Origin of the sequence: Streptomyces sp. NPDC005728, assembly GCF_040630895.1 — a bacterium.
Taxonomy (GTDB): Bacteria; Actinomycetota; Actinomycetes; order Streptomycetales; family Streptomycetaceae; genus Streptomyces.
Genome location: NZ_JBEXYL010000045.1, coordinates 1 through 16985, shown reverse-complemented (window position 1 = coordinate 16985; position 16985 = coordinate 1). Strand labels below are relative to the sequence as shown.

Annotated in this window: 11 protein-coding genes; all 11 read left to right on the top strand. The window is 70.5% G+C overall.

Features of this window, described 5'->3' with window-relative positions; translation table 11 throughout:
• The first annotated feature begins 185 nt into the window (after positions 1-185).
• Positions 186-1655 (top strand): aldehyde dehydrogenase family protein, encoded by a 1470-nt coding sequence (locus ABZ471_RS27140; protein ID WP_359069791.1) that lies wholly within the window; start codon positions 186-188, stop codon positions 1653-1655.
• A 20-nt stretch (positions 1656-1675) separates the two neighbouring features.
• A complete protein-coding gene (locus ABZ471_RS27135) occupies positions 1676-2767 on the top strand; it encodes a glycine betaine/L-proline ABC transporter ATP-binding protein (protein ID WP_359069789.1) in 1092 nt (363 codons plus the stop codon).
• Positions 2767-4776, top strand: a complete 2010-nt coding sequence (locus tag ABZ471_RS27130; protein ID WP_359069787.1) for an ABC transporter permease subunit — start codon at positions 2767-2769, stop codon at positions 4774-4776. The genes ABZ471_RS27135 and ABZ471_RS27130 overlap by 1 nt, the downstream gene beginning before the upstream one ends.
• Positions 4777-4789: 13 nt before the next feature.
• Positions 4790-5755 carry an ABC transporter substrate-binding protein gene (locus tag ABZ471_RS27125; protein WP_359069785.1) on the top strand — a complete coding sequence of 322 codons (966 nt, stop codon included), beginning with the start codon at positions 4790-4792 and terminating at the stop codon, positions 5753-5755.
• Between the two features lie 261 nt (positions 5756-6016).
• Positions 6017-8455: an FAD-dependent oxidoreductase gene (locus tag ABZ471_RS27120; RefSeq protein WP_359069784.1), complete on the top strand. Its 2439-nt coding sequence runs from the start codon at positions 6017-6019 to the stop codon at positions 8453-8455.
• A gap of 22 nt (positions 8456-8477) precedes the next feature.
• A complete protein-coding gene (locus ABZ471_RS27115; protein WP_359069782.1) occupies positions 8478-9338 on the top strand; it encodes a bifunctional methylenetetrahydrofolate dehydrogenase/methenyltetrahydrofolate cyclohydrolase in 861 nt (286 codons plus the stop codon).
• Positions 9335-10618, top strand: a complete 1284-nt coding sequence (gene glyA / locus ABZ471_RS27110) for a serine hydroxymethyltransferase (protein ID WP_359069780.1) — start codon at positions 9335-9337, stop codon at positions 10616-10618. The genes ABZ471_RS27115 and glyA overlap by 4 nt, the downstream gene beginning before the upstream one ends.
• A complete protein-coding gene (locus tag ABZ471_RS27105) occupies positions 10615-11847 on the top strand; it encodes a sarcosine oxidase subunit beta family protein (protein ID WP_359069778.1) in 1233 nt (410 codons plus the stop codon). The genes glyA and ABZ471_RS27105 overlap by 4 nt, the downstream gene beginning before the upstream one ends.
• 24 nt (positions 11848-11871) lie before the next feature.
• A complete protein-coding gene (locus ABZ471_RS27100) occupies positions 11872-15129 on the top strand; it encodes a sarcosine oxidase subunit delta family protein (protein WP_359069776.1) in 3258 nt (1085 codons plus the stop codon).
• Entirely contained in the window at positions 15122-15724 is a 603-nt protein-coding gene (locus tag ABZ471_RS27095) for a sarcosine oxidase subunit gamma family protein (RefSeq protein ID WP_359069773.1), read from the top strand. The genes ABZ471_RS27100 and ABZ471_RS27095 overlap by 8 nt, the downstream gene beginning before the upstream one ends.
• Positions 15725-16119: 395 nt before the next feature.
• Positions 16120-16545 (top strand): hypothetical protein, encoded by a 426-nt coding sequence (locus ABZ471_RS27090; RefSeq protein WP_359069771.1) that lies wholly within the window; start codon positions 16120-16122, stop codon positions 16543-16545.
• Positions 16546-16985 lie beyond the last annotated feature (440 nt).

The window sequence follows — 16985 nt, the reverse complement described above, 5'->3', positions numbered from 1 at the left end:
TGAGCGATACGCAACAGGATTGAGGTCCGTGCCGCCCGCGGTCAAGAGTGTCGGGGCATCTGCCGTGATGGCCGAATCGGGATCCGCCAACCCCTTGACGTACGTCAGCCCATTCGGCCAGGGTGTTCCACCACAAGCAATTCAATGCACAATGCGCAACGAATTCCATTCGAAGGGCTCGGCGCGTGGCAGATCTGTATGTGGACGGAGAATGGCGCGCTGCGGTGGCCGGCGGCCACCGGGAGATCCGCTGCCCGGCGGACGGCACGCTCGTCACGAGGGTGTCCGAGGGCACCCGGGCCGACACCGAGGCCGCGATCGCCGCGGCCCGTCGGGCCTTCGACACCGGCCCCTGGCCGCACACCCCCGAACGTGAGCGAGGCGCGCTTCTGCTGCGCACCGCCGACATCATCGAGCGCGACGCCAAGGAGTTCGCCCGCGCCGAGTCGCTCGACACCGGCAAGCGCCTGGTCGAGAGCGAGTACGACATCGCCGACGTCGCCTCCTGCTTCCGCTACTACGGCGGCATCGCCGGCACCAGCGCCGGCCGGGTGGTGGACACCGGCCGCGACGACGCTCTCAGCCGGGTCACCTACGAGCCCGTCGGCGTCTGCGGACTGATCACCCCCTGGAACTACCCCCTGCTGCAGGCGTCCTGGAAGGTCGCGCCCGCCCTCCTCGCGGGCAACACCGTCGTTCTCAAGCCCAGCGAGCTGACGCCCTCCACCTCGATCCTGCTGATGCGGGCCCTGCACGAGGCCGGGCTGCCGGCCGGCGCAGCCAACCTCGTCCTGGGCAGCGGCCCCGAGGTGGGCGCCCCGCTCTCCGAGGACCCGGCCGTCGACATGGTGTCCTTCACCGGCGGCCTGGCGACCGGGCGGCACATCATGGCCACCGCCGCCGCCACCGTGAAGAAGGTCGCGCTGGAACTCGGCGGCAAGAACCCGAACGTGGTCTTCGCGGACGCGGACTTCGAGACCGCCGTGGACTTCGCGCTCACCGCCGTCTTCCTGCACTCCGGGCAGGTCTGCTCGGCCGGCGCCCGGCTGATCGTCGAGGACTCCCTCCACGACGCCTTCGTCGACGAGGTCGTACGCCGCGCCCGACTGATCCGCCTCGGCGGTCCCTTCGACCCCGAGGCGGAGACCGGGGCGCTGATCTCCGCGCAGCACCGGGAGAAGGTCGAGGCGTACGTCGCCGCCGGTCTCGCCGAGGGCGCCGTACTGCGCTGCGGCGGCGAGCGCCCCGAGGACTCCGCGCTGGCGAACGGCTTCTACTACCCGCCCACTGTTCTCGACGAGTGCCGGCAGGACATGCGCGTGGTGCACGAGGAGTCCTTCGGTCCCGTGCTCACCGTCGAGCGCTTCCACGACGAGGACGACGCCGTCCGCATCGCCAACGACACGGAGTACGGACTCGCCGGAGCCGTCTGGACGCAGGACGCGGGCAAGGCCCAGCGGGTCGCCCGGCGGCTGCGTCACGGCACGGTGTGGATCAACGACTACCACCCCTATGTGCCGCAAGCGGAATGGGGTGGCTTCGGGCACTCGGGCGTGGGCCGGGAGCTGGGACCGACCGGACTCGACGAATACCGAGAGCCAAAGCACGTCTGGCAGAACATCCAACCCCGGCCGCAACACTGGTTCCGCGGCTGAACGCCGAAAAGAGGTCGATCGTGACCCCAGCACAGACCGAGGTGTCGCAGCGGCGCGACACGTCCCAGGACCCCCAGGACCGCACCCCGGTCATCTCCGTGCGCCGGCTGTGGAAGGTGTTCGGGCCGAAGGCCGACCAGGTGCCGGACTCCGAGGAGCTGTGCGGACTCACTCGCCGGGAGCTCATGGACCGCACCGGGTGCACGGCCGCCGTGCGCGACGTGAACTTCGAGGTATCGCCCGGCGAGGTCTTCGTCGTCATGGGTCTGTCCGGTTCCGGCAAGTCCACCCTGGTGCGATGTCTGACCCGGCTGATCGAACCCACCGCGGGCGAGGTCGTCTTCGAGGGCGAGGACATCCGGGGCGCCGACCCCAGGCGACTGCGCGAACTGCGGCGCAGCAAGTTCTCCATGGTCTTCCAGCACTTCGGACTGCTGCCGCACCGCAAGGTCGTCGACAACGTGGCCTTCGGCCTGGAGATCCGTGGCATGGGCAAGGCCGCGCGCACCAAGAAGGCCCTGGAGGTCGTCGAACTGGTGGGTCTGGCCGGATACGAGAACTCCTATCCGGACCAGCTCTCCGGCGGCATGCAGCAGCGCGTCGGTCTCGCCCGCGCCCTCGCCGGCGACCCCGACGTCCTCTTCTTCGACGAACCGTTCTCCGCGCTCGACCCGCTGATCCGCCGCGACATGCAGAGCGAGGTCATCCGCCTGCACCACGAGGTCGGCAAGACCATGGTCTTCATCACCCACGACCTCTCCGAGGCCCTGAAGCTGGGCGACCGCATCCTGATCATGCGCGACGGCAAGATGGTCCAGTGCGGCACCGGCGACGAACTCGTGGGCGCCCCCGCCGACGACTACGTACGGGACTTCGTCAAGGACGTGCCGCGCGGTGATGTACTGACACTGCGCTGGATCATGCGCCCCGCGCAGCCCGACGACGCCCTCGACGGCCCCGAGTTCGGCCCGGACGTCGTGGTGCGCGAGGCCACCCGTGCAGTGCTCGCCGCAGAGAAGCCGGTCAAGGTCGTCGAGAACGGCAAGCTGCTCGGCATCGTGGGCGATGAGGAGATCCTCGCGGTGGTGGCCGGGCAAGAAGGCGGCGCGTGATGGCCACCGTTCTGGAGAAGCCCGAGAAGCCCGAGAAGACCGACAAGGTCCCGCCGGCGGTGGCCGCGCCGGCTGCCCGCAAGGCCGGCCGCCCCATGGTGCTGGCGGCGATCCTGGTCGCCTGGCTGGTGCTCTTCGCCGTGCTGCGCGGTCGGCAGACGCTGACCCTCGCCGCCGCCGACCTCACCGGTCTGCACCGCTGGTTGAACGACGTCAACGACAGCATCGGGGCCAACCGCAACTCCAACCCGCTCTTCCTGTACTTCTTCAACGAGATCCGCCTGGCCATCGACAACCTGGTGACGTTCGTCCAGTCCCTGATCTCCCAGCCCACCGGCAGCCGCCCGGTCCCGCAGATCGGCTGGCTCGGCGTCGTCGGACTCACCGGGTACGTCTCCTGGGCCGTGGGCAACTGGCGGGTCGCCCTCCTGGCGGTGGCGGGCTTCACCTTCTTCGGGCTGCAGGGCCTGTGGCAGGAGAGCATGGACACGCTGGCACTGACCCTGTCGGCGGTCTTCGTGGCGTTGCTCATCGGCATCCCGCTCGGTGTGTGGGCGGGTCTCTCCGACCGGTTCAACCGGATCATGACGCCCTTCCTGGACTTCATGCAGACGATGCCGACCTTCGTCTACCTCGCTCCGCTGACCCTGATCTTCCTCATCGGAGGGGCCTCCGCCGTGATCACCACGGTGATCTACGCGGCACCGCCCGCCATCCGCATCACCGCGCACGCCATCCGCTCCGTACCCGAGACCACCGTCGAGGCGGCGGACTCGCTCGGCACGACCAGGTCGCAGCAACTGCTGAAAGTACTGCTGCCGATGTCCAAGCGCACGGTGGTCATGGGCGTCAACCAGACCATCATGGCCGCCCTGGCCATGGTGACCATCGCCGCCCTGATCGACGCGCCGGGCCTCGGCAAGACCGTCGTGCAGGCCCTGCAGTCGCTCGACGTCGGCACCGCCTTCAACGCCGGCCTCGCCATCGTCGTCATGGCCATCGTGCTCGACCGGGTCACCACGGCGGCGGCCGGACGCGCCGAGGCGGCCCGCCGCAGGGGCGACCACCTCCTCAAGTGGCGCAGGCCGCTGCTGGGTGCGGGCGCGGTCGCGGTGGCCGTTCTGGTCTACCTGTCCCACACCTTCGTCTGGGCGGCCGAGTTCCCCGGCGACGGCACCGTCGGCAGTCACATCGCGAGCGCGGCCGACACCACGACCACCTGGCTGCAGGACCATCTCTCCGGCCTGACCAACGCCCTTCGGGACGCCCTCACCAACGGCCTGCTCAACCCGTTCCAGACGCTGCTGACCGACTCCCCGTGGTGGCTCGTCGGCGCCGTCCTGGTCGCGCTCGGCGCGGTGCTCGGCGGATGGCGCGCCGGCGTGACCGCCGCCGTGTGCGTCGGGCTGCTCGTCGGCACGGGCCTGTGGTCGGACAGCATGACGACCCTCGCCTCGACCGCCGTTGCCACGGTGCTGGTGATGCTGCTCGGCGCCGTCTTCGGCGTGTGGATGGGACGCAGCCTGTTCGTGGACCGGCTGATGCGGCCCACCCTGGACGCCGCGCAGGTCATGCCGCCGTTCGTCTATCTCGTGCCGTTCCTGGCCCTCTTCGGCGCCACCCGTTTCACCGCGATCGTCGCGGCCGTCGTCTACGCGGCGCCCGTCGCCATCAAGATCATCGCGGACGGTGTGCGGAACGTTCCCGAGTCCACGGTGGAGGCGGCCACCTCTGCCGGGTGCAACACCTGGCAGATCATCACCAAGGTCCAACTGCCGATGGCACGCAGCGCCCTGACTCTCGCGACGAACCAGGGACTGATCTACGTGCTGTCGATGGTTGTGGTGGGCGGCCTGGTAGGGGCCGGCGCCCTCGGCTACGACGTCGTGGCCGGGTTCTCGCAGGGAGAGCTGTACGGAAAGGGGCTGGCGGCGGGACTCGCCATCGTACTGCTCGGAGTCATGTTCGACCGGATCACTCAGGCTGCGGCGCGACGCACCAGGGCTTAAGGAGCAGGACACCATGGCAAGACACTGGCGAGCCGGCGCGGCCGGCCTGGCCGTCCTCGGCCTCACCCTCACGGCGTGCGGAGGGGCGAAGGTCGGTGACACCTCCTCCGCGGGCTCCAAGGGCTCGGGCGGCAAGTGCGGCACGTTCAACCTGGCCGTCAACCCGTGGGTGGGCTACGAGGCGGACGCGGCGGTCGTCGCGTACGTCGCGCAGCACGACCTCGGCTGCACGGTCAAGAAGAAGGACCTCAAGGAGGAGATCGCCTGGCAGGGCTTCGGGACCGGCGAGGTCGACGCCGTCCTGGAGAACTGGGGCCACGACGATCTGAAGAAGAAGTACATCACCGGGCAGAAGACTGCCGTCGAGGCGGGGCAGACCGGCAACAAGGGCATCATCGGCTGGTACGTGCCGCCGTGGCTGGCCAAGGCCCACCCGGACATCACCGACTGGAAGAACCTCGGCAAGTACGCGTCCGAGTTCAAGACCTCCGAGTCGGGCGGCAAGGGTCAGCTGCTCGACGGCGACCCGTCGTACGTCACCAACGACGCGGCGCTGGTGAAGAACCTGAAGCTGGACTACAAGGTGGTGTACGCGGGCAGCGAGACCGCGCTCATCCAGGCCTTCCGGACGGCCGAGAAGAACAAGCAGTGGGTGATCGGCTACTTCTACGAGCCGCAGTGGTTCCTGTCCGAGGTGCCGCTGGTCAAGGTCAACCTTCCCAAGTACACGACGGGCTGCGACGCCGACGCCGCGAAGGTCGCCTGCGACTATCCCGTCTACGACCTGGACAAGGTCGTCAGCGCGAAGTTCGCCAAGTCCGGGAGCCCGGCGTACGACCTGGTGAAGAAGTTCAACTGGACCAACGACGACCAGAACACCGTGGCCAAGTACATCGCGGTGGACAAGATGTCGGACGACGCGGCCGCCAAGAAATGGGTCGAGGCGAACCGCGGCAAGGTCGACGCCTGGCTGAAGTAGCGGGCGCAGACACGTCCGGGTCACCGCCGCCGTCACCGTCTCCGGCCGTGGAGCGGTGACGCGTCGGCGACCCCGAAAACCCCTGAACGGGCCCGGCAGGCTGCCAGTGCAGCCGGCCGGGCCCGTTGGTCTTTCGCGCTGTTCACCGACGCCTTGCGCCCCCTTGACACCCCTCCTCGGGGGCAGGCACATTGAGTTGCGCAACCTGAATCACGTTGCGCAGACAGCAACTGGACCGGTTTCGAGTTCGGAGGTTGAGCGATGGCGGGACCCCGAGTGGTCATCATCGGAGCGGGCGTCGTGGGAGCGGCCCTCGCGGACGAGATCTCCGCACGCGGCTGGACCGAAGTGACCGTGGTCGACCAGGGCCCCCTCCCGGCCACGGGGGGATCCTCCTCGCACGCCCCGGGCCTGGTCTTCCAGACGAACCCCTCCAAGACCATGACCGAGCTGGCCCGCTACACCGTCGAGAAGTTCTGCTCCCTCGACGTCGACGGCAAGCCCTGCTTCCTGCAGGTCGGCGGCCTCGAAGTGGCGACCACCCCCGAGCGCCTCGCCGAACTCCACCGCCGCCACGGCTGGATCACCGCCTGGGGCATCGAGGCGCGCCTGCTGACCGCCGACGAGTGCGTCGAGCAGCATCCGCTGGTCGACCGCGACAAGGTCCTCGGCGGCCTCCTGGTCCCCACCGACGGCCTCGCCAAGGCCGTCCTCGCCGTCGAGGCGCAGATCCGCCGGGCCACCGGACGCGGCGTGCGCTTCCTGGCCCGCCACGAAGTCCTCGACGTACGGCAGAACGAGGGCCGTGTCACCGGAGTCCTGACCGACCAGGGCGAGATCCCCGCCGACATCGTCGTGTGCTGCGCCGGCATCTGGGGCCCGAAGATCGCCCGCATGGCCGGGATGAACCTCCCGCTCACCCCGCTCGCCCACCAGCTCGCCTGGACCGGGCCGGTACCGGCCCTCGCGGGCCAGACGGAAGAGGCGGTCCGCCCCATCCTGCGCCACCAGGACGCCGGCCTCTACTACCGCGACCGCTTCGACGGCATCGGCATCGGCTACTACGGCCACCGCCCGATGCCCGTCTCGGCGGACGACATCCTCTCCGTCGACGAGGCCGAAGAGATGCCGTCCGTCATGAAGTTCACCGAGGAGGACTTCGAGGACGCCTGGACCGCGACCCGGTCGCTGCTCCCCGCGACGAGGGAGGCCAAGGTCGAGGAGGGCATCAACGGCCTGTTCTCCTTCACCACCGACGGCTACCCGTTGCTCGGCGAGTCACCGGACGTCGAGGGCTTCTGGGTCGCGGAGGCCGTGTGGGTCACCCACTCCGCAGGCGTCGGCCGGGCCGTCGCCGAATGGCTGGTCGACGGCCACTGCTCCTCCTTCGACCTGCACGAGTGCGACGTCAACCGCTTCGAGCCGCACCAGCTCTCCCCGGAGTACGTCCTGGCCCGCGACTGCCAGAACTTCGCCGAGGTCTACGACATCCTCCACCCGCTCCAGCCGTCCGGGAAGCCGCGCCCCATCCGCACCAGCCCCTTCCACGCCCGTCAGCAGGAACACGGCGCGTTCTTCCTGGAGGCGAACGGCTGGGAGCGCCCGCAGTGGTACGAGGCCAACGCGGGCCTGGTCGAGGGCCGCTCCATCCCGACCCCGGGCGACTGGGCCGCCCGCTACTGGTCGCCCGTCGTCGGCGCGGAGGCCCAGGTCACCCGCGAGACGGTCGCGATGTACGACATGACGGCCCTCAAGCGTCTGGAGGTGAGCGGCCCAGGCGCCGCGGCCTTCCTGGAGGGCCTGTGCACCGGCAAGGTCGCCAAGTCGGCCGGCTCGGTGACGTACACCCTCCTCCTCGACCACGACGGCGGCATCCGCAGCGACGTCACCGTCGCCCGCCTGGCCCGCGACCTCTTCCAGGTCGGGGCCAACGGCAACCTGGACCTGGACTGGTTCACCCGCCACCTGCCCGCCGACGGCACGGTCCAGGTCCGCGACATCACCCCCGGGACCTGCTGCATCGGCCTGTGGGGCCCGCTCGCCCGAAAGGTGCTGCAGCCCCTCACCGACGAGGACTTCTCGAACGACGGCCTCAAGTACTTCCGCGCCAAGCGCGCCCACATCGGCAGCGTCCCCGTCACCGCGATGCGCCTGTCGTACGTGGGTGAACTCGGCTGGGAGCTGTACACCACCGCCGACCTCGGCCAGAAGCTCTGGGACACCCTCTGGGCCGCGGCCCGGCCGCTCGGCGGCATCATCGCGGGCCGCGGCGCCTTCAACAGCCTCCGCCTGGAGAAGGGCTACCGGTCCTTCGGCACCGACATGACCTACGAGCACGACCCCTACGAGGCCGGCGTCGGCTTCGCCGTCAAGCTCGACAAGGACGACTTCATCGGCAAGGCAGCACTCGAACGCCGCAAGGCCGACGTCCGCCGCAGGCTGACCTGCCTCACCATCGACGACCCCCGGTCCGTCGTCATGGGCAAGGAGCCGGTGTACGAAGGCGACCGCGCCGTCGGCTACGTCACCAGCGCCGCCTACGGCTACACGATCGGCAAGGGCATCGCCTACGCCTGGCTCCCGGCGGAGCTCGCCACCCCCGGCACCACCGTGCACATCGGTTACTTCGACCAGCGCGTCGAGGCGGTCGTCGCCGAGGAGCCCCTGTTCGACCCGACCATGTCCCGTCTGCGTGGTTAGCCCTGGGGAAGGAACACCGCCGGTGACCGCACAACTGCTGGACGGCAAGGCGACCGCAGCCACCGTCCGCCATGAACTCGCCGACCGCGTCGCCAAGTTGACCATCAGCACCGGACGGCAGCCGGGCCTCGGTACCGTCCTGGTGGGTGACGACCCGGGCAGCCACGCCTATGTCGCCGGAAAGCACCGTGACTGCGCACAGATCGGCGTCGCCTCCCTGCGCCGCGAACTGCCAGCCGACGCGACACAGCAGCAGGTCGAGGACGTCATCGACGAACTCAACGCCGACCCGGCCTGCACCGGCTACATCGTGCAACTCCCGCTCCCGCGCCACCTGGACGCGGGCGCCGTACTCGAGCGCATGGACCCTGCCAAGGACGCCGACGGGCTGCACCCCGTCAACCTCGGCCGGCTCGTCCTCGGCGTCGAGGCACCACTGCCGTGCACCCCGCGCGGCATCGTCGAACTGCTGCGCCGGTACGAGGTGCCGCTCGCCGGAGCGCGTGTGTGCGTGATCGGCCGGGGCATCACGGTCGGACGTCCGCTCGGACTCCTGTTGACCCGCCGCTCCGAGAACGCCACCGTCACCCTGTGTCACACCGGAACCAAGGGACTGGCCTGGCACGTACGCGAGGCGGACATCGTCGTCGCGGCGGCCGGCTCGCCCGGACTGATCACCAAGGACATGCTGCGCCCCGGCGCGGCGGTCCTGGACGTCGGCATCACCCGCACCGACCACGGGCTCGCCGGCGATGTGCACCCGGAGGCCGCCACGGTCGCCGGATGGCTCGCGCCGATGCCCGGGGGCGTGGGCCCCATGACCCGGGCGATGCTGCTCGCCAACGTCGTCGAGGCCGCCGAGAGGAACGCGAACACCGTATGAACGCGCTGAACACACCCCTGGCGGAGCTGGACCCCGAGGTCCACGCCGCACTCCGCGCAGAGCTGCACCGCCAGCAGTCCACCCTGGAGATGATCGCCTCCGAGAACTTCGCGCCGTCCGCCGTGATGGAGGCCCAGGGGTCCGTCGCGACCAACAAGTACGCCGAGGGCTACCCCGGCCGTCGCTACTACGGCGGCTGCGAACACGTCGACGTCACCGAGCGCCTGGCCATCGAACGCGTCAAGTCCCTGTTCGGCGCCGGCTACGCCAACGTCCAGCCGCACTCGGGCGCCCAGGCGAACACCGCCGTCTTCTTCGCCCTCCTCCGGCCCGGCGACACCATCCTCGGCCTGGACCTCGCGCACGGCGGACACCTCACCCACGGCATGCGCATCAACTACAGCGGCAAGATGCTCAATGTCGTCCCGTACCACGTCGCCGAGACGGACAACCTCGTGGACATGGACGAGGTGGAGCGCCTCGCCAAGGAGCACCGCCCCAAGATGATCATCGCGGGCTGGTCGGCGTATCCGAGGCAGCTGGACTTCGCGGCCTTCCGCCGCATCGCCGACGAGGTCGGTGCCCTGCTGATGGTCGACATGGCGCACTTCGCGGGCCTGGTCGCCGCAGGACTGCACCCCAGCCCCGTCCCGCACGCGCACGTGGTCACCACCACGACGCACAAGACGCTCGGCGGCCCCCGCGGCGGAGTCATCCTCACCAACGACGCCGACCTGGCCAAGAAGATCAACTCGGCAGTGTTCCCCGGAATGCAGGGCGGCCCGCTGGAGCACGTCATCGCCGCGAAGGCGGTCTCCTTCAAGGTGGCGGCGTCGCCCGAGTTCGCCGAACGCCAGGCCCGCACGCTGGCCGGCGCCCGCATCCTGGCCGAGCGCCTGACTCGGCCGGATGCCACAGCGGCGGGCGTCAAGGTGCTCACCGACGGCACGGACGTCCACCTGGTCCTGGTCGACCTCCGGGACTCCTCCCTGGACGGTCGGCAGGCGGAGGACCTGCTCCACGAGATCGGCATCACCGTCAACCGCAACGCCGTCCCCTTCGACCCGCGCCCGCCCATGGTGACCTCCGGGCTGCGCATCGGCACCCCCGCCCTGGCCACCCGCGGCTTCGCCGAGGAGGACTTCGCCGAGGTCGCCGACGTGATCGCCCTGGCCCTCCAGCCCGAGCCCGACGTGTCCGCGCTGCGCGCCCGCACCGTGGCCCTGGCCGCCAGGCACCCGCTCTACCCGCACCTTTCGGAAGCCGGAGACGCCCGATGAGCCCCAGCACCCCAGGCGCCGACCTCCCCGACCACCCCGACTGGCTCTGGCGCACGCCCGAGCCGAAGCGGTCGTACGACGTGGTGATCGTCGGCGGCGGCGGACACGGGCTCGCCACCGCCCACTACCTGGCGAAGAACCACGGCATCACCAACGTCGCCGTACTGGAGAAGGGCTGGCTCGCGGGCGGCAACATGGCCCGCAACACCACGATCATCCGCTCCAACTACCTGTGGGACGAGAGCGCAGGCATCTACGAACACGCTCTCAAGCTGTGGGAAGGGCTGGAGGAGGAGCTGGACTACCCGATCCTCTTCTCCCAGCGCGGCGTGCTGAACCTCGCCCACAGCCTCCAGGACGTCCGCGACAGCGTGCGTCGCGTCGAGGCGAACCGACTGAACGGCGTGGACGCCGAATGGCTCGACGCCGAGCAGGTCAAAGAGGTCTGCCCGATCGTCAACACCTCACCCGACGTGCGCTATCCGGTCCTCGGCGGCACCTACCAGCCGCGCGCGGGCATCGCCAAGCACGACTACGTGGCCTGGGGCTTCGCCCGCTCGGCGGACGCGGCCGGGATCGACATCATCCAGAACTGCGAGGTCACGGGTCTCGACGTGGTCGGCGGCCGCGTGGTCGGCGTCCGGACCGCCCTGGGCCCGATCGCGGCCGGCAAGGTGGCCCTCTGCTCGGCCGGCCACACCTCGGTGCTGGCGGCGATGGCGGGCGTCGAACTCCCGCTGCAGAGCCATCCGTTGCAGGCGCTGGTCTCCGAGCTCCTGGAGCCCGTGCACCCGACGGTGGTCATGTCCAACGCCGTCCACGTGTACGTCAGCCAGGCGCACAAGGGGGAGCTGGTGATGGGCGCGGGCATCGACGCGTACAACTCCTACACCCAGCGCGGCGCGTTCCACATCATCGAGGAACAGATGTCCGCGGCCCTGGAGCTCTTCCCCGTCTTCGCCCGCGCCCACGTGCTGCGCACCTGGGGCGGCATCGTCGACGTCAGTCCCGACGCCTCACCGATCGTCGGCCTCACCCCCGTCGACAGCCTTTACCTCAACTGCGGCTGGGGAACGGGCGGCTTCAAGGCCACCCCGGGTGTCGGCTGGGTCTACGCCCACACCATCGCCCACGACACCCCCCACGCCCTCAACGCCCCCTTCTCGCTCGACCGTTTCACCACCGGCGCGCTCGTCGACGAGCACGGCGCGGCCGCGGTGGCCCACTAGGGATCCTCAAGGGAGCCGAACGACATGCTGCTCATCCCCTGCCCGTGGTGCGGGCCCCGCGACGAGGCCGAGTTCCACTACGGTGGCCAGGCGCACGTGGCCTACCCCGAGGACCCGGCCGCCCTCACCGACGAGGAGTGGGCGCGGTACCTTTTCTTCCGCGACAACCCGAAAGGGCCGTTCGCCGAGCGCTGGAGCCACGCGGCGGGGTGCCGCCGGTGGTTCAACGCGGTGCGGGACACGGCGAGCAACGAGATCCTCGCCGTCTACCGGACGGGCGAGCCGCGTCCGGAGACGCTGGAGCCCCGTCCGGTGACTTCTCAGCCGGCCCTGGCTGTGTCAGCCCGTCCGGCGATCGATGACGAGGCCCGTTCAGGGCCGACGGAGCTCCAGGGGGTGGAGCCCCTGGAGGACGGGGCGGGTAGGGGCGGCGGGGGCGCTGCATCCACCAGCGGCTCCACCGTGGGCCATCCGTTCCGCACCCTCACCGGTGGCCGAATCGACCGCGACACCCCCCTCACCTTCACCTTCGACGGCACCGAATACCAGGGCTACCGCGGCGACACCCTCGCCTCCGCCCTCCTTGCCAACGGCGTCATCGCGGCAGCGACCAGCATCAAGCTCGGCCGCCCCCGCGGCATCTTCTCGGCCGGCGTCGAGGAGCCGAACGCGGTGGTCCAGATCGAGGCCCCCTTCCCCGAGCCGATGCTCCCCGCGACCACCGTCGAGCTGTACGACGGCCTGGTCGCGAGCAGCCTGCCCGGCCAGGGCCGCCTCGCCACGGAACCGGACCCCGCTCGCTACGACGCCGTACACGCCCACTGCGACCTGCTGATCGTCGGCGCCGGACCGGCCGGCCTCGCGGCGACAGCCGCGGCAGTACGCAGCGGCGCCCGCGTCATCCTCGCCGACGACCAGCCGGAGCCCGGCGGCAGCCTGCTCGGCACGGCCGAACACCTTGACTGGGTCTCGGCCACCGCCGCCCTGCTGGACGCGGCCCCCGAGGTGCGCGTCCTGCGCCGCACCACCGTCTTCGGCTACTACGACGACAACCACCTCCTGGCCGTCGAACGCCGTACCAGCCACCTCGGCGCCGGGGCCCCCGAGAACGTCTCCCGCGAACGCGTCTGGCGCATCCGTGCCCGCCGAGTCGTCCTCGCCACCGGCGCCCACGAGCGCTCGCTGGCCTTCGGGGACAACGACCGCCCTGGCGTGATGCTGGCCGCCTCGGCCCGCACCTACGTCAACCGCCACGGAGTCGCCCCCGGCCGCCACGCCGTCGTCTTCACGACGAACGACAGCGCCTACCCCGCCGCCCTCGACCTCGCGGCAGCGGGCGTCGGGATCGCGGCGATCGTCGACACGCGCCCCGCAGCGGGGGAGTGGGCCGACCGTGCCCGGTCCGCCGGGATCGAGGTGCTGGCGGGCCACGCGGTCACCGGCACCGAGGGCAAGGCCCGCCTCACCGCTGTAACGGTCGCCCCGTACGGAGAGCTTGCCGGGCAGCGTGAGTTCGCCGTCGACCTCCTGCTGGTCTCCGGCGGCTGGAATCCCGTGGCGCACCTGTTCAGCCAGGCCGGCGGCAAGCTCCGCCATGACGAGGCGCTCGGCACGTTCGTCCCGGACACCTGCCGTCAGGCGCTGGAAGTCGCGGGCAGCGCGGCCGGCACCTTCGACCTCGCCGCAGTGCTGGCCCAGGGCGCGGCGGCAGGAGTCCGTGCCGTCGAAGCCGAGGGCTACACCGCCGAGGCCCCCGCACTGCCCGCAGTCCCGGCCCGGCCACAGTCGCCGCCCATGCAGGTCTTCGCCGTCCCCGCACCGGCCGACGCGCCCTGCTTCGTCGACCTCCAACGCGACGTCACCGTCGACGACCTGGCCCGCGCGACCGGGGCCGGCCTGCGCTCGATCGAGCACACCAAGCGCTATACCACGGCCGGCACCGCCAACGACCAGGGCAGGACCTCCGGGGTTCTCGCGAGCGGCATCGTCGCGCAACTCCTCGGCGTGGACATCTCCGCGCTCGGCCTGCCGACGTTCCGCCCGCCCTGCACGCCCGTCTCCTTCGCCACCCTCGCGGGCCGCGATCGCGGCGCGCTGCACGACCCGATCCGCACGACCGCCCTGCACGGCTGGCATGTCGAACACGGTGCCCTCTTCGAGAACGTCGGTCAGTGGAAGCGGCCCTGGTACTACCCGCAGGACGGCGAGGACATGGAGACCGCCGTGCTGCGCGAGTGCCGTGCCGCCCGCGAGGGCGTCGCGTTCATGGACGCCTCCACCCTCGGCAAGATCGACGTGCAGGGCCCGGACGCCGCAGCCTTCCTCGACCTGCTCTACACCAACATGATGAGCACGCTGAAGGTCGGCATGATCCGCTACGGCGTGATGTGCCGCCCGGACGGCATGATCTTCGACGACGGCACCGTCATCCGGCTCGACCGGGAGCGCTTCCTGGTCACCACCACCACCGGCAACGCGGCGGCCGTTCTGGACTGGATGGAGGAGTGGCTGCAGACCGAGTGGCCCGAACTGCGCGTCCACTGCACCTCCGTGACCGAGCAGTGGGCCACCGTCGCTCTGGTCGGCCCCCACTCCCGCCGGCTCCTCGGCTCGCTCGCACCCCAACTTGCCGTGTCCAACGACGACTTCCCGTTCATGGCGTGGCGGGAGACGACCGTGGCGGGCATCGACGCACGTGTGTGCCGGATCAGCTTCTCCGGCGAACTCGCCTACGAGATCAACGTGTCACCCTGGGACGCCCTCACGTTGTGGCAGGCCCTGTACGAGGCCGGTGCCTCGTACGGCGTCACTCCGTACGGGACCGAGACCATGCACGTGCTGCGCGCCGAGAAGGGCTACCCGATCATCGGTCAGGACACCGACGGCACGGTCACCCCGCAGGACCTGGGCATGAGCTGGGCGGTGTCGAAGAAGAAGCCCGACTTCATCGGCAAGCGCTCCTACGCCCGCGCCGACACCGTCCGCGGCGACCGCAAGCACCTCGTCGGACTCCTCCCCGAGGACCCGTCCGCCTTCCTGCCCGAGGGCACCCAGCTGGTCGCCGACAGCGCACTGCCCGCCCCGCCGGTCCCGATGCTGGGCCATGTCACCTCCAGCTACCGCAGCGCGGCGCTCGGTCGGACCTTCGCGCTCGCCCTGGTCAAGGGCGGCCGGGACCGTATCGGCGAACGTCTGTACGCACCCGTTGGCGACCGGCTGCTCCCGGTGACCGTCGCCAGCCCCGTCCTCTACGACCCCGAGGGAGCCCGCCGCGATGGCTGACACCGCCCCGACCGCACGGCAGCGCAGCCCCCTGGCGCATGCCGCCGACCGCCTGGCTGCCGCGACGCGCTCCTCCGGGGGCGCGGTCCGCCTGGCCGAACTCCCCTTCCTGGCCCAGGTGAACGTCCGCCTCGACGCGAAGAGCCCGGCGGCGGACGCCGTCGGACTCGCCCTCGGGCTCCCACTGCCCCTGGAACCCGACACCGTCGTGCGCGCCGGGGACCTGACCGCGGTGTGGCTCGGCCCCGACGAATGGCTGGTGGTCGGTCGGCCCGGCGCCCAGCGGGATCTGGAGAGCCGGATCCGCTCGGCAGCGGGGGCCGATCCCGTCTCCGTCACCGACGTCTCCGCCCAGCGCACCACCGTCCTGGTCGCCGGACCCCGCGCCCGCGACCTGCTGTCCCACGGCTGCCCACTGGACCTCCACCCGCGAGCCTTCGGCCCCGGGCGCTGCGCCCAGACAACGCTGGCGCGCACGCAGGTCGTCCTGGTCGCCCGCGACGAAGCCAGGGCGGGTTTCTGGGTACTGGTGCGCTCCTCCTTCGCCGGCTACTTGACGGACTGGCTGCTGGACGCGGCCGTCGAATACGGGTGAACGGGTCGGGAGGAGGACGTACCGCCGGGCGGAAGAACGTCCGTCATGCACCCTGCCGACCCGCTCGGGCAGTCCGAGGAGTGGCTGCGGTCCGCCGCATGGCACAGGCGCATGCCTTCCGTGCTCCTCTTGGCCGGCCAGCACGCTCCGGTGCTGGTTCGGTGCTGACTTTCGGGCCGCGGAGTACACAAGACCGCACCTCGCAGCTCTCATCGGATGAGTTGTCGTACCACTCGATGGTGGTGCCGATGAGGCTGGCGGCGACGATGCGGGGGAGGTTCGGGGGAGCGGGTGGGGTGCTTGCGGGCGACGACATCGGCACCACTTCCTGGCGTGTGACGGGGACGGTTGCGTGTCGCCATACCGTAGGAACGTACAGGTCAGAGGTGTTTGTGGTGGGACACCATAGTTCTGGGCGTGGGACTGCGTGCGCCCACCACGCCGCCTCGGCGGTGCTCGACTACTGGGGAACCGTGGCCGGCTGGAGCCTGCGGGCCCAGGTGCTGCTCGGCTACCCGGAGTCTGCAGTGATCCGCCGTCCGGCCTTCGATGTCCTGATCGACCCCGGCGATCTGCCGGCCGCCAAGGAGGCCGCGGCGACGTGCAGGAGAGAGGGAGGCTGGTTCGGCGTACTGGCGGTGCGGCAACGCAGCGGGCGGCTCATGGAGATGGGTTTCCGGGCACGTGCGCTGCTGCGCGGTGACCATGTTCGCGAATGGTTCCTCGCCGGGGCACCCGCGGCGGAGGTCCTCGAGTGGCTGAGGGACCGCGCGGTCCTCGACGGATCGTTCCGCCGGTGCCCGATCGGTCTGGCCGCGTGAGCCAGGTGATGGAGAGCGGAAAATCACTGGTGTCCACCGAACAGTACGCCCGCCTGGAGCGGGATCCGACACGAGTGCGGGCCGCGTCTGTCCCGGCCTTCCGACTGGAAATCCCGCCGGCCGGGCCCTGGGGGTGGCCGAGACGGTCGAGGACTCACCGAACGCCATCTGGCCCGACTTCGACTGGCGCTCCTCGACCAGGCCGGCGGCCGCATCGGATCGACGCTGGACGTGGCACAGCGGGGTTGCCCTTCCGGCGCGGACAACAGCGGCGTCAGATCGATGAGGTCTCCCTTTCGTTACAGGTCAGGGCTGAGCCGGACGGCCGGCAGACGGGCGACGTCGGGTGGTTCGGCCGTTCGGGCCCGGCAGGTAGCCGGAGGTCCGGATGAAGGCGTAGTTGTCGAGGATGTCCAGGATGCCCGCGACGGGGATCAGGA